We start from the raw sequence: 25898 nt of genomic DNA, 5'->3' as shown, positions 1-25898 counted from the left end.
ATGGCGTGCCCGATGCGAGCAGACCTTGGTACACCCCGTGATGTCGCGGCCCTCGCCGCGGCCGCGGGCGAGCTGCGCGAGTGCGCCGCCCGGCTGCGCCGACTCGTCCCGGAGGTGGCCGGGGTGCTGGCCGGTGCGCGTGCCGCCGACACCCCGCGGGCATGGCGGTCACCGTGGCGGATCCGGTGCGCCGCCCGGCTGGACGACTGGCAGCGGGCGCTTGACGTCGGCGCCGGGGTGCTGCGCGATCGGGCCGGGCTGCTCGACTGGCTCGCCGAGCGGTACGACGAGCGTGCCCACGCCTTGCGCCTCGGTCTAGGCGCGGCTGCCGTGGTATCCGCCGACGAGCTCGCCCGGCTGCGCCGGTTCGACGCGTCCGGCGGCGTCGGGAACGACCCACGGGTGTGGATGCTGGCGCACGGACTGGCCACCGGTGGCGTCGAGGGCGATGCCGGGGGGAGGGAGGACCTGCCCGGGGCTATCGGAGGCTCCGGCGATGCCGGCGACGCTGGGGGCAGGCCCGCCGTGAAGGTCCCGATTGACGAAACCGTTCTGTTCGATCCGGTCCTGCTGGGCGTCCTGTCCGACCGCCTGCGGGCGGCGGGCGACCGGTCGGCCGCCCTGGCCCGAGCCGTCGCCGCGGACGGGGGACGGTTGAGCCGGCTGCCCGATCCGTTCGGCGGCGTGGACTGGTCCGATCCGCACTGCCTGTTCGGGGAGCGCAAACCGTCCGCTCCGGCTGGCCTGCTCGGTCTGGCTGGCTCGTCCGGACGGGACGACCCCGTCGGGTTCGGACTGCACGCGGTCGCTGTCGGAGCGCCGGCCATGGCGCGCGGCATCGACCGGCGGATGGCGCGTTTCGCCGCGGCCGAGCTGGTCGCCCGCATCGGCACGGATCCGGCGACGGTGACCGTCAATGATCTGACGGCGATCAGCGTTCGGCTGGCTGGCCTGTCCGCGGCGATGCGCCAGGCGGTCATCTCCCGGCTGCGCGGCCGGCCTCTGGCGGTCCTTGCCGCGGTGGCCGCCCGGGTGATCGAAAATCCGAGCCCCGGCATCCTTGGTTACCTGCCGGCGCTGGCCGACCTCACCGACGCCCTGATCGCCGGGGCCTCCTCGGCCATGATCGGAGACGTCCTGCTGGCCTTCCCATGGCTCGAACCCGGCTACCCTGTCGTCCGCGGACGCCCCGGCGAGGTCGTGGCGGTCGACCGCACCGGCGACCCGACGGTGCGTGACGGGATCAGCCCGAGCGATGTGGGGCAGGGCGGCGTCGCCGACTGCTACCTCGTCGCGGCGCTGATCGGCATCGCCCGCCAGGATCCCGGACTACTCGCGGAGCGGCTGCGGGCCAACCCCAACGGTACTGTCACGATCATCATGCACCCCCGCGGACCGGCCGGCGCCGGCGTGGGCGTCACCGTCACGGCCAGCCTGCCCGCTCGTCGGGTCCAGCCGCCGTACGGGCGATCGGAGGACGAGGCACCCGGGCCGCGGGCGCCGGGCACCTCCCGGTCGCGTGCGGCTGGGTACGAGGAGGTCGCGATGGACGGCGACGACGCGGCGGGACGGCCGGAGCTGTGGCCGGCGCTGTACGAGAAGGCCTACGCCCGGCTGCACGGCGGCTATCCCGCCATCGAATTCGGAAATGCGGCGACGGCCCTGCGGACGCTCACCGGGYGATCGGCGCACGTGTTCGCCGCCCACGAGGCGACCGTTCCCGCCCTCGGGGAGCTCCTCGCCGACGGCGAGGTGGTGATCGTGACCACCCGGCGTCGAACCCGGCCCGGCGGACTCGTCGCGGCGCACGCCTACACCCTGCTCGCCGTGGACGTGGCGCGCCGGCGGGTGCTGCTGCGTAATCCGTGGGATCCGGCGCCCGGGCAGAACAACGAGCGGTGGTACGCCTGGGACGGGATCCTCCCGGATACGCATGCGGTCGTGCACGGCCCGACCCGTTAACGGTCGGTGGCTGCCGCCCCGCTACCGCTGCCGAATGATCGCCACCGGGGTGGGGCAGTGAAGCATGCACTGGTGGCTGACCGATCCCAGCAGCAGCTCGGCGAAGCCGCCGTGACCGCGGGCGCCGACGACGACGAGATCGCACTCGCGACCCTTGACGATCAAGGCCTGGGTGGCCGAGGCGGGYAGCACCACGGCCCGTAGGTCCAGTCCGGCCGGCAGCTGGCCGCGGTCGCGGACGCCCGCGATGGACTCGTCGAGCACGGCCCGGGCCTGGTCCTCCAGGGCCTGGGTGATCTCCCCCGGTGCCTCGGCGAACGGCAACGGGATCGCCGCGAGCCAGGCGTGCACGGCGATCAGCGGAACCCCGCGCAGTGCGGCCTCCCCGGCGGCCCAGGCGAGGGCCGACAGTGCGTTGGGGGAGCCGTCCACACCCACGGCGATCGGTCGGGACGGTCGGGACGGTCGGGACGGTCGGGATGGTGCGCCGGCCGGGGTCGTGCCTTCGGCGGCGGTCGCGCCCGAGCCGGCGGTCGCGGCCTCGACGTCACCGCGGGCGATCACGATCGGAACCGTGGCGTGTACGGCGACGGAGGCACTGACCGACCCGATCCGCAGCCGGTGCAGCAGCCCCTGCCCCCGGGCGCCGACCACGATCATGCGGGCGTCGCGGCCGACCGTCAGCAGGGCCTCCGCACCCGGCAGGTCCACGGCCTGCTCCGTTACGGAGACGATCGATCCCGGTGGCGTGACCGCCGTCACGGTTTCGTGCAGCGTCCGCTCGGCCGCCTGCGCCAGGCCGGCACGCATCCCGGGCTGGGCCGGACCACGGGCGAAGCCGATCACGGCTTGGATGCCGCACCCCTRCCACTCCGCCTCGGTGAACGCCCAGCGCAGCGCCGTGTGGGAGCCCTCGGAACCATCGACCCCGACCACGATGTCGGCCATCGTCCGCCTCCTTCGAAGCCCGGTCCGGGATACCCGGCTGGTCGGCCGGGAACCCCGTCCGCCCGCGGGGGAGGCCAACGYGGGGGAGGCCAACGTGGAGTGGAGCTGCCCGCCGATCAACAGCTTCCGGTGTTGTTTTCGTGTGTTCGGGCCAGGTGAACCCTACGTTGGACCATCCTTCCCACCCGTCGGCGTGATCCATGGTGAGAAGTGGTGAATGGTTGGGTCACCGGTCCCCGGTAACCCCGTCGTCGGACCGGAAGCCACTGGGCGCCAGCCGCTCCCCTGCCGTGATCGATCGATAAGACGACGAGGTACGACAATGGAGGTCCACGATCTCTGTTGTCGGTGACGGTGGTTGGCGTCCGTTGTGTGGCGGCGGGTCGATCGGGCGAGGTGGCTGTTCCCGTCCGGCCTCGCCGGGCAAGGACGAAGAATGCCGTGACCGGGYGGTCCGGTTTCTCCCGGTGTTCCGGTTCCCGGCGATTTTTCTTGTGCGCCGAGTCCCGTCGTAGTTCCGGATACCGGTKGGCCGGTTCAACCGGTGAGCGCGCCCGGACTTTCCTCCGCACGTGCCGTGGGCAGGATGTACTCGGGCGCGGTCACCGTGGCGGCCATCCCTCCGGCCATCCCTCCGGCGAGGTGCGGGGGGATCCTCCACGCCGCCGAGTCCTCCTCCCCGGGGATGCAGTCCCGCCGGGTGACGCGGTAATAAGGAATTGAATATGACGGATTAAAAATCGATTTCTGGTGTCACCCGATGAGGTTGAAGGCAGGGAGAAGAACTGCTCGGGAGGTCTTTCCGGATGGCCCGGTGTGGCCTTTTCGTGGCCGCCGGCCCCATCTTTTGCTTTGCGTCAGTCGCGCGATGTTTGATGCGTCTGTCGCACCACGAGTCCCCAACGAGGGTGATGAAGTCATGTCCTCTTCATGTGAATGTGGTKGCCCTCCCCAGGAGCCTCCCCTCCAGGCACGGAGTACCGTGCCTGGACAGACGTTGACCGGTCCCCGACCCACCGAACCCGTTCAGGTCGGCATGATCCCCGGGCAACCCGCCCCGGTCCGCTCGGGCGGGCGCAGTCCGTCAGCTTCGAGTGACCCCGCCGAGGAAGGGAGGCATGTGGCGTCGGCCGTGACCCAGCTTGCCCTCCCCGGTGCTCTGGTTCTGGTCCGTGCGCAGGAGCCGGGCACGCTGGTGTCCGATCGCGGGGGATGGCAGCGGGCGGTGCTGCGGGCGGCCCTGCCGTCGGCGGCGAAGCTGGTCGCGTTGACGCTGGCGAGCCACGTCGCCGAGGTTCCGCCGGCGGCGCCCGCCGGTGCCGCGGTGAGCGCCCCCGGCCTGGTCACCCTGGTCGCGGAGACCGGTTACAGCCGGACCCACGTGCAGCGCCAGATCACCAGGCTGCGCAACCAGGGCTGGTTGGCGACGGTGGCCCGGCCTGCGGCTGGCAGGACGACGCGGTTAGCCCTGAGCATCCCCGAGGCCGCCGTACGGGCAGGCGAGGTCCGCCTGGTCGAGGCCGACGTCGCATCCTCGCCGGCGGCTCCGGCGTCCGCGGCTCCGGCGTCCGCGGCTCCGGCGTCCGCGGCTCCGGCGTCCGCGGCTCCGGCGTCCGCGGCTCCGGCGTCCGCGGAGGCCGGCTCGGCAACCGCCGCCTCGGCCGCGCCCGCTCGTCGGCGCCGCGGCGGTCGCCGTGGCCGGATCGGCCTGCGGACGGCGTCTGCGGTCGGCCGTCGTCCCCGGGCGATGGCGTCCGTGGCGGGCGATGGCTCGCCTGGTGCCGCCAGCCCGGCGGTCAACCTCGCCCCCTCGAGGGGCGCCGACCGCCCGGACAGCGCCGGTTCGGATGATCCGGACACCGCCGGTTCGGATGATCCGGACACCGCCCGTTCGGATGATCCGGACACCGCCCGTTCAGACCAGCCGGAGCCGGGTGACGCCCGAGCGGACGGCGACCCCCAACCGGCTCCGGCCGTGGGCACCGTCGATCCCGCCACCCGCGGGGCCGTGACGGACGAGCCACACGTCCTGACGGACGAGACCGCTGGGGCAGCGGACGCGTCGACTCCCGAACCGGAGCGGGGCGCCCCGACAGTCCCGTTGCCCCCTCCGCCRCCCGAGCCGATGACCCTGGCCGCCAGCCAGGTGATCACGGTCCTCGCGAACGCGATGCGGCGCCCGACGTCCGACTACCTGGCTATCTACCAGAAACTGCGGGTGATCCTGGAGGAGGACAGCTGGGAACCGGTTGAACTGGCCCTGCATCTAGTGCACATCATCACGACCGGTGTCCTGGTCGGGGATGGCGACGAGATCGACAATCTGTCCTGGCGACTCGATCGCCTGCCCAGGGCGTCCGCCGACTGCAACTGCCGCGCCTGCCTGGAGAACCGGGGGATCAGGACCGGACCGACGCCGGGTTCCACCGTCCCGAACCAGGGGCGCGGGCGCTACACCCGCACCGCGAAGGAGAGGGGACCCGCGCCCGGACGCCCAGGATGGGAGGCCTACGGGTCCCGAGCCGCCCGCCCGGAATCCGAGGCGCCGCCCGTGTCGATCCCGCGGCCACCGCTGGAGGCTATCGAGGAGGCCGCTCGCGCGGGACGTGCGCATGCCCAGATGGCGAGCCAGTCGGCGGCTGACGGCGCGGCCTGAGCCGGTCGACCTGTGGTCCGGGTCGCTCGCCGCGGCGAGCGGCGGCGGGCCGCGGATGGTGACGGTCAGTGGCGGATGGTGTTGCATAGTCCCAGCGACAGCCCATCATGGGAAGTCATGGTGACTTCGGTGGACGACACCCGTGGCTGATTCCGGGTCGGACGGCGGCTATGACGCCGACGTGATCGTGATCGGGAGCGGGTTCGGCGGCAGCGTCAGCGCGCTACGGCTCGCGGAGAAGGGCCATCGTGTCCTCGTGCTGGAGGCCGGTCGCCGGTTCACCCCGGACACGCTGCCGAAGAACAGCTGGCACGTTCGCCGGTATCTGTGGATGCCGCGGTTGGGCTGCCACGGTATCCAGAAGATCACCTGGTTGGGTCGGGTCGTGGTGCTGTCCGGAACGGCGGTCGGTGGCGGCTCGGTCGTCTACGCGAACACGCTGTACCGCCCGCTCGACGCCTTCTATACCGACCCGCAGTGGCGGGACATCACCGACTGGCGCCGTGAGCTGGAGCCGTTCTTCGACCAGGCCGAACGCATGCTCGGGGTGAATCCCAACCCGACGACGACGTACTCCGACGAGGTGTTCCGCACGGTCGCCGAGGAGATGCGGGTCGGGTCCACCTTCGCGGCGGCGCCGGTCGGTGTCTTCTTCGGCCGCGACGGCAGCCGGGAACCCRGCGTGCGTGTCCCTGACCCGTACTTCGGCGGCGCCGGCCCGGCTCGGACGGGATGCGTAGAGTGCGGGGAGTGCATGAGCGGCTGCCGTCGAGGGGCCAAGAACACCCTCGACTGTAACTACCTGTACCTGGCCGAGCGGGCCGGTGTGCGGGTAGTCCCGGACACCACGGTCACGGCTGTCCGGCCACGCTCGACCGGCGGGTATGAGCTCGACATGGTCCGGACGGGGGGTCTCGTCCGGCGTCGGCGACGTACCCTCACCGCGGAGCAGGTCGTGTTCGCCGYCGGCACCCTGGGCACCCAGCGGCTGCTGCTGGCGATGAAACAGAGCGGTGACCTGCCGGCGTTGTCCGACCGGCTCGGTCATCTCACMCGGACGAACTCCGAGGCGATCCTGGGCGCATCCAGGCTGCGCCCCGATCAGCGGATCGCCCGGGGAGTCGCGATCACCTCGTCCTTCCACCCCGACGAGCACACCCACATCGAACCCGTGCGCTACGGCCGGGGGAGCAACCTGATGGCACTGATCAGCGCGTCGATGACCGACGGCGGCGGGCGGGTGCCGCGCTGGCTGAAATACCTGCGTCAGGTCGTGCTCCACCCACATCAGGCGCTGGCGTCGTCACTGCCCTGGCGATGGTCCGAGCGGACCATCATTGCGCTGGTCATGCAGTCGTGGGACAACTCGTTGATCGTCTYCCTGCGCCGTGGGCCGTTCGGTCTCGGCTGGCTGACGAGTCGGCAGGGACACGGTGAGCCGAACCCCTCCTGGATCCCGGAGGGCAACGATGCCGCCCGCCGGATCGCGGMCAGGATGGGCGGCTACCCCGGCGGGTCGATCGGCGAGATCGCCAACATCCCGCTGACCGCGCACATCCTCGGCGGGGCCCCCATCGGCACGGATCCCACCACCGGAGTGATCGATCCCTACCACCGGGTCTTCGGATACGAGGGGCTGCACGTCGTCGACGGCGCCGCGGTCTCGGCGAACCTCGGCGCGAACCCGTCGTTGACCATCACTGCGCAGGCCGAACGGGCGATGTCCTTCTGGCCGAACAAGGGGGAACCCGACCCGCGCCCACCTCTCGGGGCGGCCTACCGGCCGGTTGCGCCGAGAGCACCGGCGCACCCCGCCGTCCCAGCCGGCGCTCCCGGGACCTACCGCGTGGTCGGCCCGGTCGGCCCGGTCGGACCGGTCGCGGGGACGAGGTGACCGGTTGCCGGATGCTGGCCACGAGCTGCCGGGATGCGGGTGCGTCCGGCAGCCACGCTTTGCCCGGCACGTCGATCGCCGGCACGTCGATCGCCGGCACGTGATCTCAGCGCCGCCGGCTGGGCGCACCGCGCGACGGGTCGACGCCGGGCAACTCCTCGAAGTCAGGGGTCGCCGAGGCGGACAGGCCTTCGTCGAAGGCGCCCCGGGTATCAGTGCCGGCGGGGGATGCGGTGGTGCCGGCGGGGGATGCGGTGGCGGTGGTGTCAAGCGGCACGGGTTCGGCGGTGGTGGCCGGGCTTTCCTCCGCCTGGGCCAGGTACCGCCGCACCGCGGCGGTCCCCGCCGCACCCGCGCCGACGAGGGCGAGCGTGAGGAACTCCCGCCGCCGACGGCGGTGCACCCTCGCGAGCTTGGACTCGGCCTTCGCCAGCCGCTTTTCCAGGATCTCCTGGGCTTTGTCGGCCTGCAGGCGCGCCTTGGCCTCGCGCTGCACCGCGCGCCGGGAGCGATGCTTCTCCGCCCGCAGTTCGGCGGCGGCCCGGGCGCGTTCGGCGGCGAGCTCGGCATGCGCCCGGGCCTTCTCGATCCGCCTGGCGGTCCGACCGGACACGGCGGTGGCTTTGCCGACGGCCCGGCCCGCGGYCTTCCCGGCCGCCTTCTGGGCCGACGCACCGGTCTTGGTGGCCGTGCTGGAGGCGTCGGAGATCCGGTGCGCCACGCTGGCGCCCACATCCCTGGTGGCCGACGCGGCCGAGCCGGCCGTACCCCCGGCCTTGCTCGCCGCCTTGTGAGCGACCGTGCCGGCGCGGTCGGCGGCGCTCTTCGCGGTGTCGGACARCCCGCTAACCGGCACCGTGTCGGCGACATGTKACAGTCTGTCCTTCAATATCGTACTCATGGTGCCCTCTCGTTGAGCCGATGGTCGAGGCGTCCGACCATCGAACTGGTGGTGTGCCCAGGTATCGGTGTGGTCAAGATCTGTGAAGTGTGCCGTACCCCGTCGRCGGGCTTCTCCAACGCGTTAACCCTCCGTAGCGTGTCACTAATACTTGGGTGACATGTCTGGGCTGTGCCCTTGGGAAGGTGTACCCGGTGYGAACCTCGGTGATGGAATYCCCCCGCGGCGCCCGGCGCATACGATCGAGACCCATCCGGACGCCGGCTGACCAGACACCCGCAGAGATCGATCTGAAGAGAAGAGAGGCTCATGGCCGAGGAGCTGTACGCGACGCTGCGGACGACTCAGGGGGACATCGAGATCCGCTTGTTCCCCGACCACGCTCCCAAGACGGTGCGGAACTTCGTCGGCCTCGCGACCGGCACGCAGGAGTGGACGGACCCGGAGACCGGTGCCAAGAAGACCGGCACGCCGCTGTACAGCGGAACGATCTTTCATCGGGTCATTCCGAACTTCATGATCCAGGGCGGTGACCCGCTGGGCTCCGGTCGAGGTGGTCCGGGCTACCGGTTCGCCGACGAGTTCCATCCGGACCTGACCTTCAACCGGCCGTACCTGCTCGCGATGGCGAACGCCGGACCGGGGACCAACGGCTCGCAGTTCTTCGTCACGGTCGCGCCCACCGACTGGCTCAACCGCAAGCACACCATCTTCGGTGAGGTCACGCGGGGAACCGACGTGGTGGATGCGATCGCCAAGGCGCCGACCGGGGCGCAGGACCGGCCGAAGTCCGACATCGTCATCCAGGAGATCGTGATCGACCGCCGGTCCGCCTGACCGGCCGGTCACCGCCTCGAACCCGGGAGTACGGCGCATGAGAGCTCCAGCCGCGCGGCGTGCGCGGTCGTCGGCCGCCGCGTGCGTACGGGCGGCCGGACGTGTTCACGTCAGCCGTACCCCTCCGGCGGCGACGCTGGCCTCCGGGGCGGCGCGGTGACGGCGAACCCGCCCGTCGAACCGCCCACGGATGACCAGCCGGGCGGCCCGGAGCAGCGCCCGGCCGGATCGGGGCACCCGGTGGCCGAGCCGGGGTGGCGACCCACGGTCGGCCCGGCGCCCGGCTGGTCGGGGTGGACTCCACCTTCCGGTTCCGGCGGTCCCCCGCCGCCCACCGGCGGTCTTCCCGCGGGCGGTTTTCCCGCGGGTGGTCCTCCCGCCGGYCGGCCGCAGCCACCCGGCGCCGCGATGATCCCGCACTGCTACCGTCATCCGGACCGGGAGACCTACGTCTCCTGCCAGCGCTGCGGCCGGCCGATCTGCCCCGACTGCATGCGCCCGGCGGCGRTCGGCTTCCACTGCCCGGAGGAGGGCGACCGCTCCACGCCGCAGCGCCGAACGCGGACCACACTCGGCGGCCCGGCTCAGGTCGCCCGGCAGGGGCTGGTCACCCAGATCCTCATCGGCCTGTGCGTCGCCGCCTACATCCTGCAGGGCGCGCCCGGGCTGACCGGCCGCGGCACCTTCAACCGCTTCACCGGCGACTTCGCCATGATCGGAATCCGGATCGCGGCGGACGACCAGTACTATCGGCTGCTGACCGCGGCCTTCCTGCACGCCGGCGTGCTCCACATCCTGTTCAATATGTACGCGCTGTACCTGCTCGGGTTTCAGCTCGAGGCGATCCTCGGGCGGGCTCGGTACCTCGCGCTGTTCGTGGCGGGGGCGCTCGGTGGGAAYACCCTGAGTTACGTGCTCGGTGACGGGTTCACCGTGTCGGTCGGCGCGTCCACCGCGATCTTCGCGTTCTTTGCCGCCTACTACATCATCGCCCGCCGCCTGCGGGTGGACTCCCGGCAGATCCTCATCGTGCTCGGGATCAACCTMGCCATCACCTTCTCGTTCAGCAACATCGACAAATGGGGGCATCTCGGTGGGCTGGCTGTCGGTGCCATCATCGGTCTGATCTACGCCTACGTCCCGCCCCGCCGGGTGCTGCTCCAGGCGGGCGGGGTCGCCGCCGTGCTCGCGTTGCTGTTCGCCGCCGCGATCATCAAGTCGTCGACACTGGTGTAGCCCGGCAGTTGTAGCCCGACAGCCCTGGTCGCGGGGGTGAGGACGGCCGCGACGCTTGCACGCCGCCGAGTAGYGGCTACCATTCGCTTTCTTGTCAATACTCATAGTAGCGATCTACGTGTGGTGGCGATAGCGTGATGGATGCCGTGGCACGGCGCGGGCAGGGGGATCAGATGGCACATTCACCGGTGCGGCGCAGCGGGGGCAGTCCCTTCCCGCCGATCGCCGAGTACGGATTCCTGTCCGACTGTGAGACGTCCTGTCTCGTTGCCCCCAGCGGCAACGTCGAGTGGAYGTGTGTGCCCCGGCCCGATGCCCCGAGTGTCTTCGGGTCGGTGCTGGACCGGTCGGCCGGGGGCTTCCGTTTCGGTCCCGAGCGTACGCAGATCCCGGCCGGCCGGCGCTACCTCCCCGGGACGAACATTCTCGAGACCACCTGGCAGACGCCGAACGGCTGGCTCATCGTCACCGATTGCCTGGTGGTCGGGCGCTGGCATCGCACCCACAAGCGTTCGAACACGCACCGTCGGACGCCGAGCGACTGGGACGCCGACCACGTGCTGCTCCGGMTGGCTCGCTGTGAGCACGGCTCGGTGGATCTCAGCCTGGTGTGCGAGCCGAACTTCGACTACGGCCGTGAGCCCGAGTCCTGGCAGTACGAGGGAGAGGATTACTCCTCCGGCGTGATCAGCCATGCGGGCACCAACGTCACGCTKCGGCTGCGTACCGACCTGCGGCTCGGTTTCGACGGCCGGCGGGCACTGGCTCGCACCACGCTGCGGGAGGGGGACACCGCGTTCGTCGCGCTCACCTGGCGCCCGGAGGAGCCCCTGCTTCCGGACACCTACCTGCAGGCGTGCGTCGCCGTCGACCGGACAACGGAGTTCTGGCGCCAGTGGCTGTCGCGGGGAATGTTTCCCGACCATCCCTGGCGGCGCCRTCTGCAGCGCAGCGCCCTCGCGCTGAAAGGACTGACCTACGCGCCGACCGGTGCTCTGCTCGCCGCCTCGACCACCTCGTTGCCGGAGACCCCGCGCGGCGAACGGAACTGGGACTACCGATACAGCTGGATCCGCGATTCCACCTTCGCGCTGTGGGGCCTGTACACCCTCGGGCTGGACTACGAGGCCAACGATTTCTTCTCGTTCATCGCCGACGTCGCCGAGAACGATGACGACGACATCCAGGTGATGTACCGGGTGAGCGGCGAGCCGAAGATCGACGAGGAGGTCCTCGGTCACCTGTCCGGCTACGAGGGAGCCTACCCGGTACGGATCGGCAACGCAGCGGCACTGCAACGTCAACACGACGTCTGGGGTGTCGTTCTCGACTCCGTGTACCTGCACACCAAGTCCCGTGACTACCTCTCCGAACGGCTCTGGCCGGTGCTCGTGCGCCTCGTCGAGGCGGCGGCCACGCACTGGCGGGAGCCGGACCGCGGGATGTGGGAGGTGCGCGGGGCGCCGCAGCACTTCACCGTGTCCAAGATGATGTGCTGGGTTGCCCTGGACCGGGGTCGGCGGCTGGCGCAGATGCGGGGGGACGCCAAGACGGCGGCGCGCTGGCGGGCCGTGGCGGAGGAGATCCACGCCGAGGTGTGCGAGAAGGKTGTGGATCATCGCGGTGTGTTTACCCAGTACTACGGATCGAAGGCGCTCGACGCCTCACTGCTCCTGATTCCGCTGCTCGGGTTCCTGCCGGCGGCCGACGAACGCGTGAAGGCCACCGTGCTCGCGATCGCCGACGAGCTGACCGTTGACGGGCTGGYCCTGCGCTACCGCACGGAGGAGACCGACGACGGGGTCTCCGGCACCGAGGGCGCCTTCCTGATCTGCTCGTTCTGGCTGGTCTCCGCCCTGGTGGAGATCGGCGAGCTGACCCGTGCCCGGCAGCTGTGTGAACGGCTGCTGAGCCTCGCCAGCCCGCTGGATCTCTATGCCGAGGAGATCGATCCGGTCAGTGGCCGCCATCTCGGAAACTTCCCCCAGGCGTTCACCCATCTGGCCCTGATCAACGCGGTGATGTACGTGATCAGGGCCGAGGACGCCGAGGCCTACGCCCGGCCGTCCCCCTCGACCTGATCGTGCAGGCCGGTCCCGGGACAGGTGGCCACGGCGATCAGGCGAACCCGAGCGGGTCGTGGCATTAACGTGGGAGCTGTGGCCAGCCTGGAGGTTGTGGACAAGCGGGTCGAGGTCGTCCTGCGCGGGCTTGAACGGATCGGCGCGGTGCGTGGGGACGTCTCCGTGCGGCTCGACGAGGTACTCGACGTACGCCTGGCGGCGGATGCGTTCGCGGAAGTGCACGGATGGCGGGCGCCCGGGACCGGACTGCCGCGCGTCATGGCCCTCGGGACCTGGCGGTCGCGGGGCGGCAAGGAGTTTGTCGCTGTCTACCGCGGCCGGCCCGCGGTCGTGGTGGAGGTCCGCCCGGGTGGCGAGTTCCGGCGCCTGATCGTCACAACCGGCGACGCCGAACGCGCCGTGGCGCGTCTGCGCAGGGCGGTCATCGCGCGCTGACGGTCCCGGATCCGGACCCGGCGTCAGGGCCGGCCGTCAGTCGGACCCGGACCCGGACCCAGCCCCGGACCCAAGGATCGCCTCGGCTTCCACTTCGACGACCCAACGCTCGTCGAGTAGTCCCGCAACGACGACCATCGTGGCGGCTGGGCGGATCGCGGCGAACAGCTCGCCGTGGACGGYGCCGACGGCCGGAGCGTGGGCGGGATCGGTGATGAACATCCGGGTACGGGTGACGTCACCGAGATCGGTGCCCGCCTCGCGCAGTGCGGTGCGGATGATCTCGAAGCACCGCCGGGTCTGCAGCTCAGCGTCCGGTGGAACCGTGTCGTCCGGCCACACCGGCCCAGTCCCACTGACGAACACGCGTTCGCCCACGCGGAGCGCCCGGGAGAACCCGATCGTGGCTTCGTAGGGTGAGGAGCCGGAAATCTTCTGACGTTCAGGATGCAACAGGATTCCCTGGGTAATCGGTGATCAAGGTGGAGGTATCCACACTTGTGGACAACGGTTGTGGATGAATAACACGGCTGGAAGCTCTGGTGGTTGTGCCGGGCGTGGCCATCAGGCGTCTGGCGTGCGGGCCGGCTATCGCCACTGGGTCGACACGGCCAGTCCGACGACGACAAAACCAAACCCGATAAGGATGTTCCAGCCGCCCAGCCCCTCCATCCCCAGGACGCCGCCGTTGGAGAAGTAGTAGACGAGCAGGTAGGCGATCCCGAGCAGGAAGAACGCGAGGATCAGACCGCCGAACCAGGGCGGGGACGGCGGCTTCCGCCTGCGTGCCGACGCGCCCGCGGTGGTGGTCGGGGTTGGCTTCTTGGGCTTGCGGCGTCGTGACTCGGGCACTGCGGAACTCCTCGATGGCCGTGCGTGGACGAGAGCGGCGACCGTCGTCGCCGTCCTCGTCCGGCCATCGGCGGTCTCGCGCTGGGTACCAGCGTAGACAGGGCGTCCGTGGAAACGCCGTTGCGTACCGGCCGGCGGGATTCACCTCCGGTCGGGGCCCGGGCGACGCCGACGTCGCGGCCGGTGCCGGGGCGATCAGACCCATGTGGCATCGAGAGCGCCATCGGCCGCGTAGCCTGCGCGGGAGGCGATACCTCCGACGCGGCGGACGGATCGCCCGGCCGGGCTGGTTGTGGCATGGTCGCGTGCCGCCCCCGGCGATTCATCGGCATGCATGGGTGAACCGTTCAGCGGGGCACCGAGGGAGATTGGGGACGACGGTGCACGGCGGGCTACGGCCCTGGCCCTGGCCGGGGGGCCGGTCGCGGCGGGTGATCTGGGCGGTGTCGCTGTTCTGGGCCGGCGTGCTGTCCGGCGTCGTGGTGCTGGACGGCGGCCCGTTCGATCGGGCCGGCCCGCGGGACACTGCCGCTTGGGCGGCCCAGGAGCGGGCGGGAGTCGCGCAGGTTGTAGACGAGGAGGCGGGCCGGGTGGCCGACCGCCGCGCCGGGCTGGACGCCGAGTCGCGGCGGCGCGCGACCACGGCGCAGGCCGTCCCGTCGGGGGCACCGGGCTTCGCGCTCGGGACCGATGCCGCCGCCCGGTCCCTGGTCGAGTCGCTGGCCGGTCCCGCGGGGTTGGCCCCGGTGCGCGGGCCGGCGCTGACCGTCGAGCTGGACGACGCCCCGCGGGAGGGCCGGGGTGGCCCGTACGCCCCCGGCGTGCCCGCCCCGAGGCCCGACGATCTCATCGTGCACCAGCAGGATGTCCAGGCGGTCGTGAACGCGCTGTGGGCCGGCGGCGCCGAGGCGATGAGCATCATGGACCGCCGGGTGACGGCACTGACGGCGGTCCGCTGCGTCGGGAACACTCTTCTGCTGCACGGCGAGGTCTTCTCCCCGCCGTTCCGGATCACGGCGATCGGGGAGGTCGCCGCGCTGCGCTCCAGCCTGCAGGCCAATCCGCAGGTCACGATCTACCGGCAGTACGTCGACGCCTACCGGCTGGGATACCGCGTCGAGGAGGCCGCCGACAGCCGGCTACCCGGCTACGACGGGCCGATCGACCCGTCCGGCATCGCCAGGCGCGGCTAGGAGAACGCCGCCGTCCGCAGGGTCTCGACCTCGGCGGACAGCCCCGGTGCGAGCCTGCGCGCCGCGCCGCCGTCGCCGCACTGGTCCAGCCAACGGGCGAGGATCAGGTGGCCGCCCTGGGTGAGGACGGACTCCGGGTGGAACTGCACGCCCTCGAGCGGGAGGCGTCGATGGCGCAGCGACATCACCACGCCGCTTTCGGTCCGGCCGGTCACCTCGATTTCCTCGGGAAGGGTGTCCTCCTCGACGGCCAGCGAGTGGTAGCGGGTCGCGACGAACGGCGACGGCAGGTCCGTGAGAACGCCGGTCCGGTCATGGCGGACGACCGAGGTCTTGCCATGCAGCAACTCCGGGGCGCGGTCGACGGTAGCGCCGAACGCGACCGCGATCGCCTGATGGCCCAGGCACACCCCGAGCAGCGGCATGCCGCCCGACGCGCAGGCTCGCACCATGGGAATGCTCACGCCGGCCGCCTCGGGCGTACCCGGTCCCGGGGAGAGCAGGACCCCGTCGACGCCGAGCGCGGCGAGGTCGGCCGGCGTCATCTCGTCGTTGCGGCGCACGATGCATTCGGTCTCGAGCTGGCCCAGGTACTGGACAAGGTTGAAGACGAACGAATCGTAGTTGTCGATCACCAGGATGCGCATCAGATCGTGACCTCCCGCGGCATCAGGCACCCTGCCGTGGGCGGCCGCAGTCCCATACTGCCTGAGCAGCCACGACCGCCTCCGTCGGCGCGACGACCTCAGGTGCCGCCACCGCCGGAACCGCCACCGCCGTTGCGGCCGCCCAGCAGCCCCCCCAGGCCGCCCGGCTTCGTCGTGGCCGGTGTCCCAGGGGTGGGATTACCCGTCGGGCTCGGCGAAGTGCTGGTCGGCTCCGTGGTCGGGGTGGGCCCGGTTGGCGTCTCGGTTGGAGTCGGCGGCGCGGTGGTCTGGATCTGCTGGGCGACGGACAGCGTGATGGTCGAACCCCGAGGGACGTTGCCGCCGGACGGGCTCTGGTCCACAACCGTCCCCGGCGCCACGTTGTTGTTCGCGACGGGCTGCTGGGCCGCCCTCAGCCCGTAGCGGCCGAGTTCGGCGGCGGCATTGTCGTACGTGCGGTTGCGCACGTCGGGAACGTTGACGTTCGGGCTGACCACGTTGAGCGTGACCGTGCTGCCGCGCTTGACGGCCGAACCCGCCTGCGGATCGGTGCTGTCCACCGTGCCGACCTTCTGGCTGGTCGGGTTGCCGTAGGCCATCGGGTTCGGGACCAGCCCCAACGCCCGCAGGGCCGCCTCGGCCTCGGCCTGGGTCTTCCCGATCAGGTCGGCGGGGATCTGGACGTCGTCGGCGGCCTTGCCGATCGACAGGGTGATCACCCCCTTGGCGGCGACCTCCTTGCCTTCGGCCGGGTCGACCGCCGTGACCCGACCGGCCAGGTCCGGTGAATCGACCAGCTTCGTGACCACCTCCCCCCCGAAGCCGGCGCTCTGCAGCCGGGCGCGGGCCTGCTGCTCGTTCTGCCCGACGAGGCCGGTCGGGACGAGGATCTTCTTCGTGGAGGCGGTGTTGTCACCGGTGCTGAGGAAGGTCGTGGCGAGCAGGACGACGGCGACGAAGACGATGACGATTCCGAGACCCGCGAGGATGTACTTCCACGCCTGGGAACGCTCCTGATTGGGAACGGCCCGCCGGTCGATGGCCCCGGTCACGTCGTAGYGGTCGAACGGACCGGTGCCGAACCGGCCGTCGTCGTAGGGGACGTCGCGGTAAGTGGTCTGGTCGTCGTTGCGGTAGTCGTCGTCGCGGTAGCGGTCCCGGGTGGGATAACCCGCTCGGTCACCGCGGCTGAGGATCGCCGTGCCGGGCGCGGCCGGGCCGAGGGTGGTGGCGGCCCCGCCCGCGCCACCACCTCCCATCATGGCGTGCACGCGCCGTCCGGCCAGCGCCCGTTCCAGATCGTCGCGCATCTCACCCGCAGTGCCGTAGCGGTCGTCGGCGTCCTTCTCCATCGCCTTGAGGACGATCGCGTCGGCCTCGGGGGAGATGTCGCGATCGTGAGCGGACGGCGGCAGCGGGTCCTCCCGCACGTGCTGGTAGGCCACGGCCACCGGGTTGTCCCCGCGGAACGGCGGCGACCCGGTGAGCAGTTCGTAGAGCARCACCCCGGTGGTGTAGACGTCGCTGCGGGCGTCAACGCGGGCTCCTCGGGCCTGCTCCGGGGACAGGTACTGAGCGGTGCCGATCACCGCCGCCGTCGCGGTCATGGTCGAGGAGGTCGCGGTGGTGGCGCGGGCGATGCCAAAGTCCATGACCTTGACCGAGCCGTCCGGGCTGAGCATCACGTTCGCCGGCTTGATGTCGCGGTGGATGATCCCCATCCGGTGGCTGTAGTCCAGGGCGGCACAGACGTCGGAGGTGATCTCCATAGCGCGGCGTTCGGTGAACCGGCCCTCGGTCTGCAGCGCGTCGCGCAGGGTCCGTCCCTCGATGAACTCCATCACGATGTAGGGGATCTGCGCCCCGTTGATGAGGTCCTCGCCCGTGTCGTACACCGAGACGATCGCGGGGTGGTTCAGCGCGGCCGAGGACTGCGCCTCTCGGCGGAACCGGGCGAGAAAGGTGGGATCACGGGCGAGGTCCGGGCGCAGCGTCTTGACGGCGACCTCACGGCCGAGCCTGATGTCACGACCGCGGAAGACCTCCGCCATGCCGCCATAGCCGATGCCCTCGCCCAGCTCGTAACGCCCGCCGATGATCTGCGGCCCAGCCCCCGGGGCATACATCTCCGTCACGTCGGTCACGAATACTCCCCTGCCGTCGCCCCTCCCGCGCCGGAAATCGCCGACCCGGCGTTACCGCTGACGATTTCATCACCGATTGCGGTTGGGTAGACCACCCTCGGTGGTGTGGTCGCGGAGTTCGATGCGGAATTGCTGCCGGAGAACAACCTGTTGGTCGCGAATGCGACGATCACCACGGTGAGGATCAGCAGAATGATCAGAAGTGGCAGTGGCAGGGCGGGACGGGAGGCCGCCTTCGGCCGGTGCCGTCGAGCGGCTCGCCCCTCCCAGCCCGGCCGCAGATCATCCGGGCTGTCMGGGCCGGACGGACCTGGGGGGCCGCCGGGGGTACGGGCCCACGGCGGCGGACCCGGGTGGTAGGCGGTGCCGGGATCGCGGGGGCCGCCACGGTCCGACGTCCCGTAGGCCGAGCCGCCGTACGCCGACTCGGGGCCACCGTACGCCGTGTCGGGGCCGCCGAAGGGCGGGCTGTGCAGGGCCGTTGCAGGTACGTCGGGTCCGCCGAGCATGGCTTCCGGGCCATCGGGAACCGCCTGGGCGTTGTCCGGCGAAGCGCCGGTGCGCCCCGGTCCACTGGTGTGACCGGACGGTGGCGGTGCGGCCACCCAGGACGGTGGCCGGGTGCGCGAGGTGGATCGGGGCGGGCGAGCGGCGGCACCGGCGGGCGGGAGGACGGCGCCCGGCCCCGGATGGCGGGCGGTCGCGTCCGGTGCGCCGGGCCAGCGCGCCGGCTCCGGGCTCCACAGACTGCGCCGGATCCCGGCCGCCGAACGCGCGAATGCCCCCGCCGAACTGGGCCTGCGCGCGGGGTCCTTGGCCATCGCCGAGTCCACCAGGGCCCGTACCTGGTAGGGGATGTCGGTCGGCAGCGGGGGCGGGGTGTCCTGCTGGTGGGCCATCACGACCACGATGGGGTTGCGGTCGTCGAAGGGGCGGCGACCGGCGAGGCACTCGTACGCGACGACGCCGAGCGAGTAGACGTCGCTCGCCGGTGTCACCGGACGCCCGGACGCCTGCTCGGGGGACACGTAGTAGGCCGTCCCCATCATGATGCCGGTGGCGGTGAGCGGCGCGGCGTCGACCGCGCGGGCGATCCCGAAGTCGGTGACCTTCACCGCGCCGTCCGGGCGCAGCAGCAGGTTGCCGGGCTTGACGTCGCGATGGACCACGCCGAGGGCGTGCGCGGCCTGCAACGCGTCGGCCGCCTGCCCGAGGATGTCCAGCGTGCGTTCCGGGGACAACCGCTTCTCCCGGTGCAGCGCGGCGGAGAGGGGCTCCCCCTCCACCAGCTCCATGACCAGGTAGGCGGTCGGGTAGTCGTCGGCGGTCGCGACCTCGCCGTAGTCATAGACCGAGGCGACGCCCGGGTGTGACAGCCGGGCGGCATGGCGGGCCTCGCCGCGGAACCGCACCAGGAACGACTCGTCGCTGGCGTACTCCGGGCGCAGCAGTTTCACCGCGACGGGGCGGCCGAGGGTCAGGTCCAGGCCACGCCAGACCTCACCCATGCCGCCGGCGGCGATCCGCCCGTTCAGGCGGTACCGGTTGTCGAGGACGGTGTTCGGCGACGCGGCGCCGGCGAAGGGCTGCGACGGGGAGATGGGATTGCCCGGGGAGTTGTTCATGGCTTGTCCAATGCGGCCTGTATGACCTGTTTCGCGACGGGGGCGGCGACGGCACCACCGGTACCCAGCTCGCCGCCGCCGTCCTCGACGATGACGGCAACCGCGATCTTCGGAGCGTCCGCCGGGGCGAACCCCACGAACCAGGCRTGCGGCAGGCTGGTGCCGTGCTCGGCGGTCCCCGTCTTCCCGGCGACGGTGACGCCGCCGATCTGCGCCCGCCGACCGGTCCCCGACGTCACCACGCTTTCCATCATGGTCGTGAGCTGGGCGGCCACCTCGCTGCTCACCGGTTCACCGAGTTTCTTCGGCTCGGTTTTGCTGATCCTCTTGAGGTCCGGGCTGCGTAGTTCGGACACGATATAGGGCTTCATCTCCGTGCCGTCGTTGGCGATCGCCGCGACCACCTCCGCCATCTGTAGGGGCGTGACCCGGACGTCGTACTGGCCGATCGCCGACTGCGCGGTCTGCGCGGCGTCGAGCTTGGCGGGGAAGACGCTACGGSCCTGCTGCAAGGGGAAGTCGGGGAAGGTCGCGTTCAGGCCGAAGGCCTCGGCCTGCCGGCGCAGGGTGTCGGCACCGAGATCGATACCGAGCTGTGCGAAYGCGGTGTTGCAGGAGATGGCGAGCGCGTGAATGAGGGTGTCGGTCTCGCCGTCGCCGCAGCGTTCGCCGCCGAAGTTCGGCAGCCGCACGGTGCTCAGTGGGAGCGGTAGCTCATCGGGTGCCGCGACACGAGTGTCCGGCGTCCTGCCTTGTGACAGCGCGGCGGCGGCGGTGATGAGCTTGAAGGTCGAACCGGGCGGATAGGTCTGCTGGGYTGCCCGGTTCAGCAGCGGTTGATCTGGATTGCCCGACAGCAGCCCATAGGCATTGGCCGCGGCCTTCTCATCATGGGCCGCCAGCGCGTTCGCGTCGTAGGAAGGGTTGGTGACCATCGCCAGGATCGCGCCGGTCGACGGCTCGATGGCGACCACCGCGCCCTTGCGGTTGCCGAGCGCCTCCGCCGCCGCCTTCTGGACGGCGGGGTTGATCGTGGTGACCACGGAACCGCCGCGCCGCTCCGCGCCGGTGAACAGGCCGGTCACCCGGCTTGCGAGCAGTMGGTCGTCGTCTCCGGACAGGAAGACGTCCTCGGACCGCTCCAGGCCGGCCGCCGTGAACAGCGTGTAGTAGCCGGTAACGTTGGAGTAGAGCTGCCCGGCCGGATACTGCCGCTGGTACTTGTACTGGTCGTTCGACGGCACCGAACGTGCGATCTCCACGTCACCGGCGACGATCGCGCCCCGCTGTCGTTCCAGGCRCTCGGTGATCTGACGCCCGTTCGTCGGCTGGGACTTGAGGCTGCCCGCCTCGCCCACCTGGAGCCAGTTCGCGTTCACCAGGAGCGCGGCGAAGAGGACCATGCAGGCGACGGCGACCTTGCGCACCGTGCGGTTCATGTCGTCTTCACCACCTGGGTGGGACTCTCTGCAACCGCGCCCGGGTCGAACAGGGGGGCATCCGGCACCGGTTCGGGTGCGCGGCGGGCGGCGTCGCTGACCCGCAGCAGCAACGCGATGATCGCGGCGTTGGCCACGATGGACGACCCGCCGTAGGAGACGAACGGCAGCGTGAGCCCGGTCAGCGGGATGAGCCRCATGACCCCGCCCACCTGCACGAACACCTGCAGCGCMAGGGTGAAGGACAGCCCGGCCGCCAGCAGTTTGCCGAACGGGTCCTTCGCGCCGAGGGCCGCGCGCATCCCGCGCAGCACGACCAGGGCGTACATCATCAGGATGGCCATGACGCCGGTGAGACCGAGCTCCTCACCGAGRCTCGCCATGATGAAGTCGGTGTTMGCGAACGGCACMTTCTGCGGGTGCCCCTCCCCGAGCCCCGTACCGGTGATGCCACCGGCGGCGAAGCCGTAGAGGCCCTGCACGAGCTGGTACGACGTGCTCGACGGGTTGTCACCGTCGAAGGCGTGCAGCCAGCCGTCCACCCGGACCTGGACATGGCTGAACATGCTGTGCGCGATCACGGCACCGAACAGAAACAGCACGAAGCCGACCAAGAGCCACGATACCCGCTCGGTGGCGACGTAGAGGACGACCATGAACATTCCGAAGAACAGCAGGGACGAGCCGAGGTCCTTCTGCACGATCAGGATGCCCAGGCTCGCCAGCCACGCCACCAGTACCGGCCCGAGGTCGCGGGCGCGCGGGATCCCCATCCCGAGAAAGGAGYGGGAGGCCACCGAGAGGACCTCGCGTTTGTTGACCAGATAGCCGGCGAAGAAGATCAGAAGAATGATCTTCGAGACTTCGCTCGGCTGGAAGGAGAACGGCCCGATCCGCAGCCAGRGGCGCGCGCCGTTGATGGTCGCGCCGATGCCCGGCGCGATCGGCAGCACCAGACCGACCAGACCGACCAGGCCGGCCGTGTAGGCGTACCGGGCGAGSGAGAGATGATCGCGTACCAGCGCCAGCACCAGGATGAAGACGATGACCGCCAGCAGGGTCCAGACGAGCTGCGTCTGCGCGGCACCGGGCGGAATGTGGGTTCCCGCCCGCTCGGCGGCATCCGCCTTGGCGAGGTCGAGCCGATAGATCATGACCAGGCCCAGGCCGTTGAGCGCGACGACGACCGGGAGCAGCACCGGGTCGGCGGCCGGCGCGAACCTGCGTACCGCCAGGTGGGCCAGCGCCCACAGGCAGAAGAAGCCGAGACCGATKGAGAAGATCCCGAGCGAGACCTGGCCGATGTCGGCGAAGGTCAACGCGGCGAGCGCGCTGGTCGCGAGCACGCCGGCGAAGATCATCAGGATGAGCTCCCGGCGCCGGTACGGCGGGAGGTTGGTGCCGGTGGGCAGCGGGAAACCGGCGAAGGTCGCGGTGAGGTCCGCCGACCTCGGCCTGCGTAGCGGAGGTAGGGGGATCGGCGGGCGGGTCATCGCTGGCCTGAGATCACGGTGAGGGGGTGGGGACGGGTGTGGTCGGGCATCCCGGGACCGTGACGCCGGCACCGGTCGCCGGCTGGCACAGGGCGGTGGACAGGAGGGAGGAGCCCGAGGTGCCCGACGGCACCTTGGAACGGTCGGTCGGACTCGGACTCGGGCGTACGGAGGGCGTGGCCGGGGTCCGTAGGCGCGAGATGATCTTTTCCGCATCGTCGCGGCTGCCGGCGCGGATGCCTCGTCGGAGCTCCGCCTGATCGGGCTCCGCAACCTCCGACAGTGGCTGACGGCGGGGGAGTACCACCGAGGACAGCGGAATGCCCTTCACTCCCTGGAAGAGGGCGACGTGTTCGTCGTCGACGCCGACATAGTACTGCCCGCGCACGTAGGTCCACCCGGCCGCGGCACCGGCCGCGATGAGCACGAACACCACRGTGGAGACGAACAGGACCCGCCGCCCGGAGCGCCGTCCCCCGGATCCTTCCGGGTCGGAGTCGTCGCCGTCGTCGTCGCCCCGATCGCTGGCCTGCGCCTGGCGGTCCCGCCGGTGGAAGCCCGGCCGACCGATACGGGCCGCCTTCGCCGCCGCGGACTCGTGGTCGGGGTACTGGGGATTCGGCCCGCTGCGGGCCGGCGACGCGCCGGGAACCGCCCGCTTCTCGGCCGCCGCGCCGGCTACGAGGGGATAGGGCTCCGCCTCGCCGTGGTCCTCCTCGATGTCGGCGACCACGACGGTGATGTTGTCCGGGCCGCCGCCCTTGAGGGCCAGGTCGACCAGCTGGTCGACCGCCTCCTGCGGGGTGGGCAGCAGCAGCGTCTCGAGGATTGTCTCCTCGCTCACCACCCCCGACAGGCCGTCGGTGCACAGCAAGTAGCGGTCTCCCGCAATCGCCTGGCGCACGGAGAGATCGGGCTCGACCTCCCGACCGTCGAGCGCCCGCATCAGCAGCGAGCGCTGCGGATGGGTGTTCGCCTGCTCGGGGGTGATCCGACCCTGGTCCACGAGATCCTGCACCAGGGTGTGATCGTGGGTGACCTGGCTGAGGACGCCGTCGCGCAGCAGGTAGGCCCGGGAATCGCCGACGTGCAGCACCCCGAGCATGTCACCGGAGGAGAGCACGGCGGYCACCGTGGTGCCCATGCCGTCCAGCGCGCTGTTCTCCAGCGACATCTCGCGCAGCTGCCGATTGGCGTCCCGGACGGCCTCGTTCAGCTCCGTCACGAGATCGTCGCTGTSGATCGCGTCGTCGAGATCCGCCAGGCGGGAGATCACCGTTGAGCTGGCGACCTCCCCCGCGGCATGACCACCCATGCCGTCGGCCACCGCCAGCAGGCGGAGCCCGGCATAGGCTGAATCTTCGTTTCCTTCCCGTACGTGCCCGACATCCGAGCGGACGGCGAAGTGAAGCCTGAGGCTCACCGGTGGAGCTCCAGGACCGTCTTCCCGATCCTGACCGGCGCGCCGAGAGGTACCGGCATGGGACTGGTCACCTTCGTACGGTTGAGGAATGTGCCATTGGTCGAGCCCAGGTCCTCCACGAACCACTGCCCGTCGTGGGGCACGAGTCTCRCATGCCGCCCGGATGCGAAGTCATCCTCGAGGACCAGAGTCGAGTCCTGTGCCCGTCCGATGGTGACAGGTGCCGTTCCTAGCGGGATCGTTGTGCCGGTCAAGGGGCCTTTGGTCACCACGAGTTTGCTAGGTGTCTGTGGCTTGCGTGGAGGTTGGGGTGGAGTGCGCGGCGGCGTCGGCCGGACCAGGGGGGGCGRCTCGCGCCGCTGCTGACGCTTGGTGGGRCCGAACATGTCCAGCCGGACGGCGCGCACGGCGACCAGAACGAATCCCCAGAGGAGGGCAAGGAATCCGATCTTGACAACCAGCAGTACGAGTTCGCTGGGTTCAGTGGGGTCCATCGGGCGCTACCAGCCTCGAGCCGATCTGGGCCGGCCACGTCGACCATCCCCGCCGGGAGGCTCCGCGGCGGCGCGGCCGGGGAGCTCCGTGTCGGCGTCGTACACGTCGTCGAGGGGTTCGAGCCCATCGGGCGGCGAACCGGAGCCGGGCCGGCGGCCGGGGTTRCTCGGCTCGCGGTAGGGGTCGGCTCGCCGAGGAGCGTCGGTTCGCCGAGGAGCGTCGGTTCGCCGAGGAGCGTCGGCTCGCCGAGGAGCGTCGGCTCGTCCCTCACGCCCGTCACGGGGGTCACGGTGATAGGGGTCACGACCACCGTGGTCGCGCGGCTGGTCGTAGCCGTGATCCCKTTCCGGTGTCCGGTCCCGGTACGGGTCCCTCCGGTTCTGGTATGAATCGTCCCGGTACCCCGGCCCACCGCGCCGATCACGATCGGCGTACGGGTCGACACGGCCGGCGTGTGGCGACGAGCCGCGCCGGTACGGGTCGTCCGGCGCGGGCGTGGGACGGCGGTCCGGCGGGATGGTCTCCCGGCCCCCGGCCTGGGCCGGCGGAGGTGTTCCACGGGCGCCCACGCGCGCCGGACCATTCCCCCGCCCGTCCTCGCGACGGAAGACGATCGTCGCGGTACCGAGCTCGATCTTGTCCCCGTTGACCAACTTGACCTGCGTCGCCGCGCGACCGTTGACCAGGCTGCCGTTGGTGGACCCGGCGTCGACRTAGAGGAACTGCCCGTCGGGAAGCCGGCGTATCTCGCCGTGGCGACGAGACACACCGGTGTCGTTCAGGCGGATGTCGCACTCGACGCTGCGGCCGATCACGGTCGTCTCGGCGTCCAAGGGATACTCCCGTTCCCCTCCGCCCGCGGGCCCTCCCGGGGCCTTCGTGGTAATGACGAGGTGCGGGGTGCCGGGAGCGCCCGGTCGGGGAGGGCGTGCGCGCCGTTCAGTCACCGCTCCCGGGTCCGCGGCGGCCACGCTGCTGCGAACCCGGAAGACGCCGACATCGAGATCGGTGGCCTCGGACATCCGCACGGACACCGGGCCGACGAAGGTGTAACGCTGCTCGGCCGCATGCTCGCGAACCATCTCGGCGAGCTCGTCGCACAGCGCCCGGTCGTAGGGGGCGAGCCGGGCGAAGTCGCCGCCGGCGAGCTCGACGGCGAACTCGTTGGGCACCAGCACCCGGTTCGAACTGACCGCCCGCCGATCGTCGGTTTCCCGGGCCAACGCGCTGGCGATCTCGACGGRCTCGACTCCGCCCTTGAACACCTTCGCGAACRCACCCTCGACGAGGCCGCCCAGGCGCCGTTCGAAGCGTTGTAGCACGCCCATGCTCGACCTCCCTTCTCCCGGTCTGTGAGATCGTATGCCCCCGGGCGCGGACGTCCCACGGCTCGGCAGCTTGACATGTTCGCGACGGGCCCGACCCCCCTCCGTGAAGGACATCTCCGGCGTGGTAGCGTGTCGTCTGGTCAAGAGATAGTCCCACTCGGGCGAGTGGCGGAATGGCAGACGCGCACGGTTCAGGTCCGTGTGTCCTAGCGGACGTGGGGGTTCAACTCCCCCCTCGCCCACGCAAGCCCCTGGCGGCGCGTGCTGCGCCGTCAGGGGCTTTCGTCATGCTGGCCGGGGGGCCGA

20 protein-coding genes and 1 tRNA gene are annotated in these 25898 nt (G+C 71.0%); 9 read left to right on the top strand and 12 right to left on the bottom strand.

What is annotated here, in order from left to right; genetic code table 11:
* Window positions 1-12: 12 nt before the first annotated feature.
* Window positions 13-1962 carry a C2 family cysteine protease gene (locus tag Manayef4_RS05810; protein WP_070130902.1) on the top strand — a complete coding sequence of 650 codons (1950 nt, stop codon included), beginning with the start codon at window positions 13-15 and terminating at the stop codon, window positions 1960-1962.
* A gap of 21 nt (window positions 1963-1983) precedes the next feature.
* Here Manayef4_RS05810 and Manayef4_RS05805 read toward each other — a convergent pair whose 3' ends face one another.
* Window positions 1984-2910, bottom strand: coding sequence for a universal stress protein (locus Manayef4_RS05805; RefSeq protein WP_070130901.1), 927 nt, complete (start codon window positions 2908-2910; stop codon window positions 1984-1986).
* Window positions 2911-4030: 1120 nt separating this feature from the next.
* Between Manayef4_RS05805 and Manayef4_RS24785 the strand changes: the two genes are divergently transcribed.
* Window positions 4031-5566: a hypothetical protein gene (locus tag Manayef4_RS24785; RefSeq protein ID WP_070130900.1), complete on the top strand. Its 1536-nt coding sequence runs from the start codon at window positions 4031-4033 to the stop codon at window positions 5564-5566.
* A gap of 142 nt (window positions 5567-5708) precedes the next feature.
* Window positions 5709-7460 (top strand): GMC family oxidoreductase, encoded by a 1752-nt coding sequence (locus Manayef4_RS05795; protein ID WP_070130899.1) that lies wholly within the window; start codon window positions 5709-5711, stop codon window positions 7458-7460.
* Window positions 7461-7566: 106 nt separating this feature from the next.
* On the opposite strand, the gene Manayef4_RS05790 is transcribed toward Manayef4_RS05795, so the two are convergent.
* Window positions 7567-8361, bottom strand: coding sequence for a hypothetical protein (locus Manayef4_RS05790; RefSeq protein WP_070130898.1), 795 nt, complete (start codon window positions 8359-8361; stop codon window positions 7567-7569).
* Window positions 8362-8670: 309 nt separating this feature from the next.
* Here Manayef4_RS05790 and Manayef4_RS05785 point away from each other — a divergent pair, with 309 nt between their 5' ends.
* From Manayef4_RS05785 to Manayef4_RS05770, 4 genes are all read left to right on the top strand, one after another.
* Window positions 8671-9198, top strand: a complete 528-nt coding sequence (locus Manayef4_RS05785; RefSeq protein ID WP_011438798.1) for a peptidylprolyl isomerase — start codon at window positions 8671-8673, stop codon at window positions 9196-9198.
* A 156-nt stretch (window positions 9199-9354) separates the two neighbouring features.
* Complete coding sequence (locus tag Manayef4_RS05780; protein ID WP_254665481.1) at window positions 9355-10434, top strand: rhomboid family intramembrane serine protease; 1080 nt, start codon at window positions 9355-9357, stop codon at window positions 10432-10434.
* Between the two features lie 173 nt (window positions 10435-10607).
* Window positions 10608-12515, top strand: coding sequence for a glycoside hydrolase family 15 protein (locus Manayef4_RS05775; RefSeq protein ID WP_070130934.1), 1908 nt, complete (start codon window positions 10608-10610; stop codon window positions 12513-12515).
* Window positions 12516-12593: 78 nt separating this feature from the next.
* Window positions 12594-12953 carry a hypothetical protein gene (locus Manayef4_RS05770; protein ID WP_023840019.1) on the top strand — a complete coding sequence of 120 codons (360 nt, stop codon included), beginning with the start codon at window positions 12594-12596 and terminating at the stop codon, window positions 12951-12953.
* 36 nt (window positions 12954-12989) lie between these two features.
* Here Manayef4_RS05770 and Manayef4_RS05765 read toward each other — a convergent pair whose 3' ends face one another.
* Together Manayef4_RS05765 and Manayef4_RS05760 are read right to left on the bottom strand one after the other, a co-directional pair.
* Window positions 12990-13406, bottom strand: a complete 417-nt coding sequence (locus Manayef4_RS05765; protein ID WP_070130897.1) for a RidA family protein — start codon at window positions 13404-13406, stop codon at window positions 12990-12992.
* Window positions 13407-13541: 135 nt separating this feature from the next.
* Window positions 13542-13805, bottom strand: a complete 264-nt coding sequence (locus tag Manayef4_RS05760) for a cell division protein CrgA (RefSeq protein ID WP_011438793.1) — start codon at window positions 13803-13805, stop codon at window positions 13542-13544.
* Window positions 13806-14143: 338 nt separating this feature from the next.
* Here Manayef4_RS05760 and Manayef4_RS05755 point away from each other — a divergent pair, with 338 nt between their 5' ends.
* A complete protein-coding gene (locus Manayef4_RS05755) occupies window positions 14144-14998 on the top strand; it encodes a DUF881 domain-containing protein (RefSeq protein WP_235462856.1) in 855 nt (284 codons plus the stop codon).
* Here Manayef4_RS05755 and Manayef4_RS05750 read toward each other — a convergent pair.
* From Manayef4_RS05750 to Manayef4_RS05715, 8 genes are all read right to left on the bottom strand, one after another.
* Window positions 14995-15645 (bottom strand): aminodeoxychorismate/anthranilate synthase component II, encoded by a 651-nt coding sequence (locus Manayef4_RS05750; RefSeq protein ID WP_011438791.1) that lies wholly within the window; start codon window positions 15643-15645, stop codon window positions 14995-14997. The two genes, Manayef4_RS05755 and Manayef4_RS05750, sit on opposite strands and share 4 nt — an antisense overlap.
* A gap of 98 nt (window positions 15646-15743) precedes the next feature.
* Window positions 15744-17789 carry a Stk1 family PASTA domain-containing Ser/Thr kinase gene (gene pknB / locus Manayef4_RS05745; RefSeq protein WP_070130896.1) on the bottom strand — a complete coding sequence of 682 codons (2046 nt, stop codon included), beginning with the start codon at window positions 17787-17789 and terminating at the stop codon, window positions 15744-15746.
* The gene (locus Manayef4_RS05740; RefSeq protein ID WP_011438789.1) at window positions 17786-19414 is read right to left on the bottom strand and encodes a serine/threonine-protein kinase; all 1629 of its coding nucleotides are present in this window, start codon (window positions 19412-19414) and stop codon (window positions 17786-17788) included. The genes pknB and Manayef4_RS05740 overlap by 4 nt, the downstream gene beginning before the upstream one ends.
* Complete coding sequence (locus Manayef4_RS05735; RefSeq protein WP_070130895.1) at window positions 19411-20853, bottom strand: penicillin-binding protein 2; 1443 nt, start codon at window positions 20851-20853, stop codon at window positions 19411-19413. Before Manayef4_RS05735 ends, Manayef4_RS05740 begins: the two co-directional genes overlap by 4 nt.
* Window positions 20850-22346: an FtsW/RodA/SpoVE family cell cycle protein gene (locus Manayef4_RS05730; protein ID WP_070130894.1), complete on the bottom strand. Its 1497-nt coding sequence runs from the start codon at window positions 22344-22346 to the stop codon at window positions 20850-20852. The genes Manayef4_RS05735 and Manayef4_RS05730 overlap by 4 nt, the downstream gene beginning before the upstream one ends.
* Before the next feature lie 13 nt (window positions 22347-22359).
* The gene (locus Manayef4_RS05725; RefSeq protein WP_070130893.1) at window positions 22360-23769 is read right to left on the bottom strand and encodes a PP2C family serine/threonine-protein phosphatase; all 1410 of its coding nucleotides are present in this window, start codon (window positions 23767-23769) and stop codon (window positions 22360-22362) included.
* Window positions 23766-24263 carry an FHA domain-containing protein gene (locus tag Manayef4_RS05720; protein ID WP_070130892.1) on the bottom strand — a complete coding sequence of 166 codons (498 nt, stop codon included), beginning with the start codon at window positions 24261-24263 and terminating at the stop codon, window positions 23766-23768. The genes Manayef4_RS05725 and Manayef4_RS05720 overlap by 4 nt, the downstream gene beginning before the upstream one ends.
* 6 nt (window positions 24264-24269) lie before the next feature.
* Entirely contained in the window at window positions 24270-25592 is a 1323-nt protein-coding gene (locus Manayef4_RS05715; protein ID WP_070130891.1) for a DUF3662 and FHA domain-containing protein, read from the bottom strand.
* A gap of 159 nt (window positions 25593-25751) precedes the next feature.
* Between Manayef4_RS05715 and Manayef4_RS05710 the strand changes: the two genes are divergently transcribed.
* Window positions 25752-25834, top strand: a tRNA-Leu gene (locus tag Manayef4_RS05710).
* Window positions 25835-25898 lie beyond the last annotated feature (64 nt).

It is taken from the genome of Frankia sp. CgMI4, from assembly GCF_001756285.1.
GTDB classification, from domain to species: Bacteria; Actinomycetota; Actinomycetes; order Frankiales; family Frankiaceae; genus Frankia; species Frankia casuarinae.
Note: the sequence above shows the minus strand (reverse complement) of the source record. Positions and strands in the feature narration are given on the sequence as shown.

What these genes read in the sequence shown, in the direction of transcription:
- Manayef4_RS05785 (WP_011438798.1), top strand. Translation starts at nt 8,671, where the DNA reads ATGGCCGAGGAGCTGTACGCGACGCTGCGGACGACTCAGGGGGACATC.
- Manayef4_RS05750 (WP_011438791.1), bottom strand. Translation starts at nt 15,645, where the DNA reads ATGCGCATCCTGGTGATCGACAACTACGATTCGTTCGTCTTCAACCTT.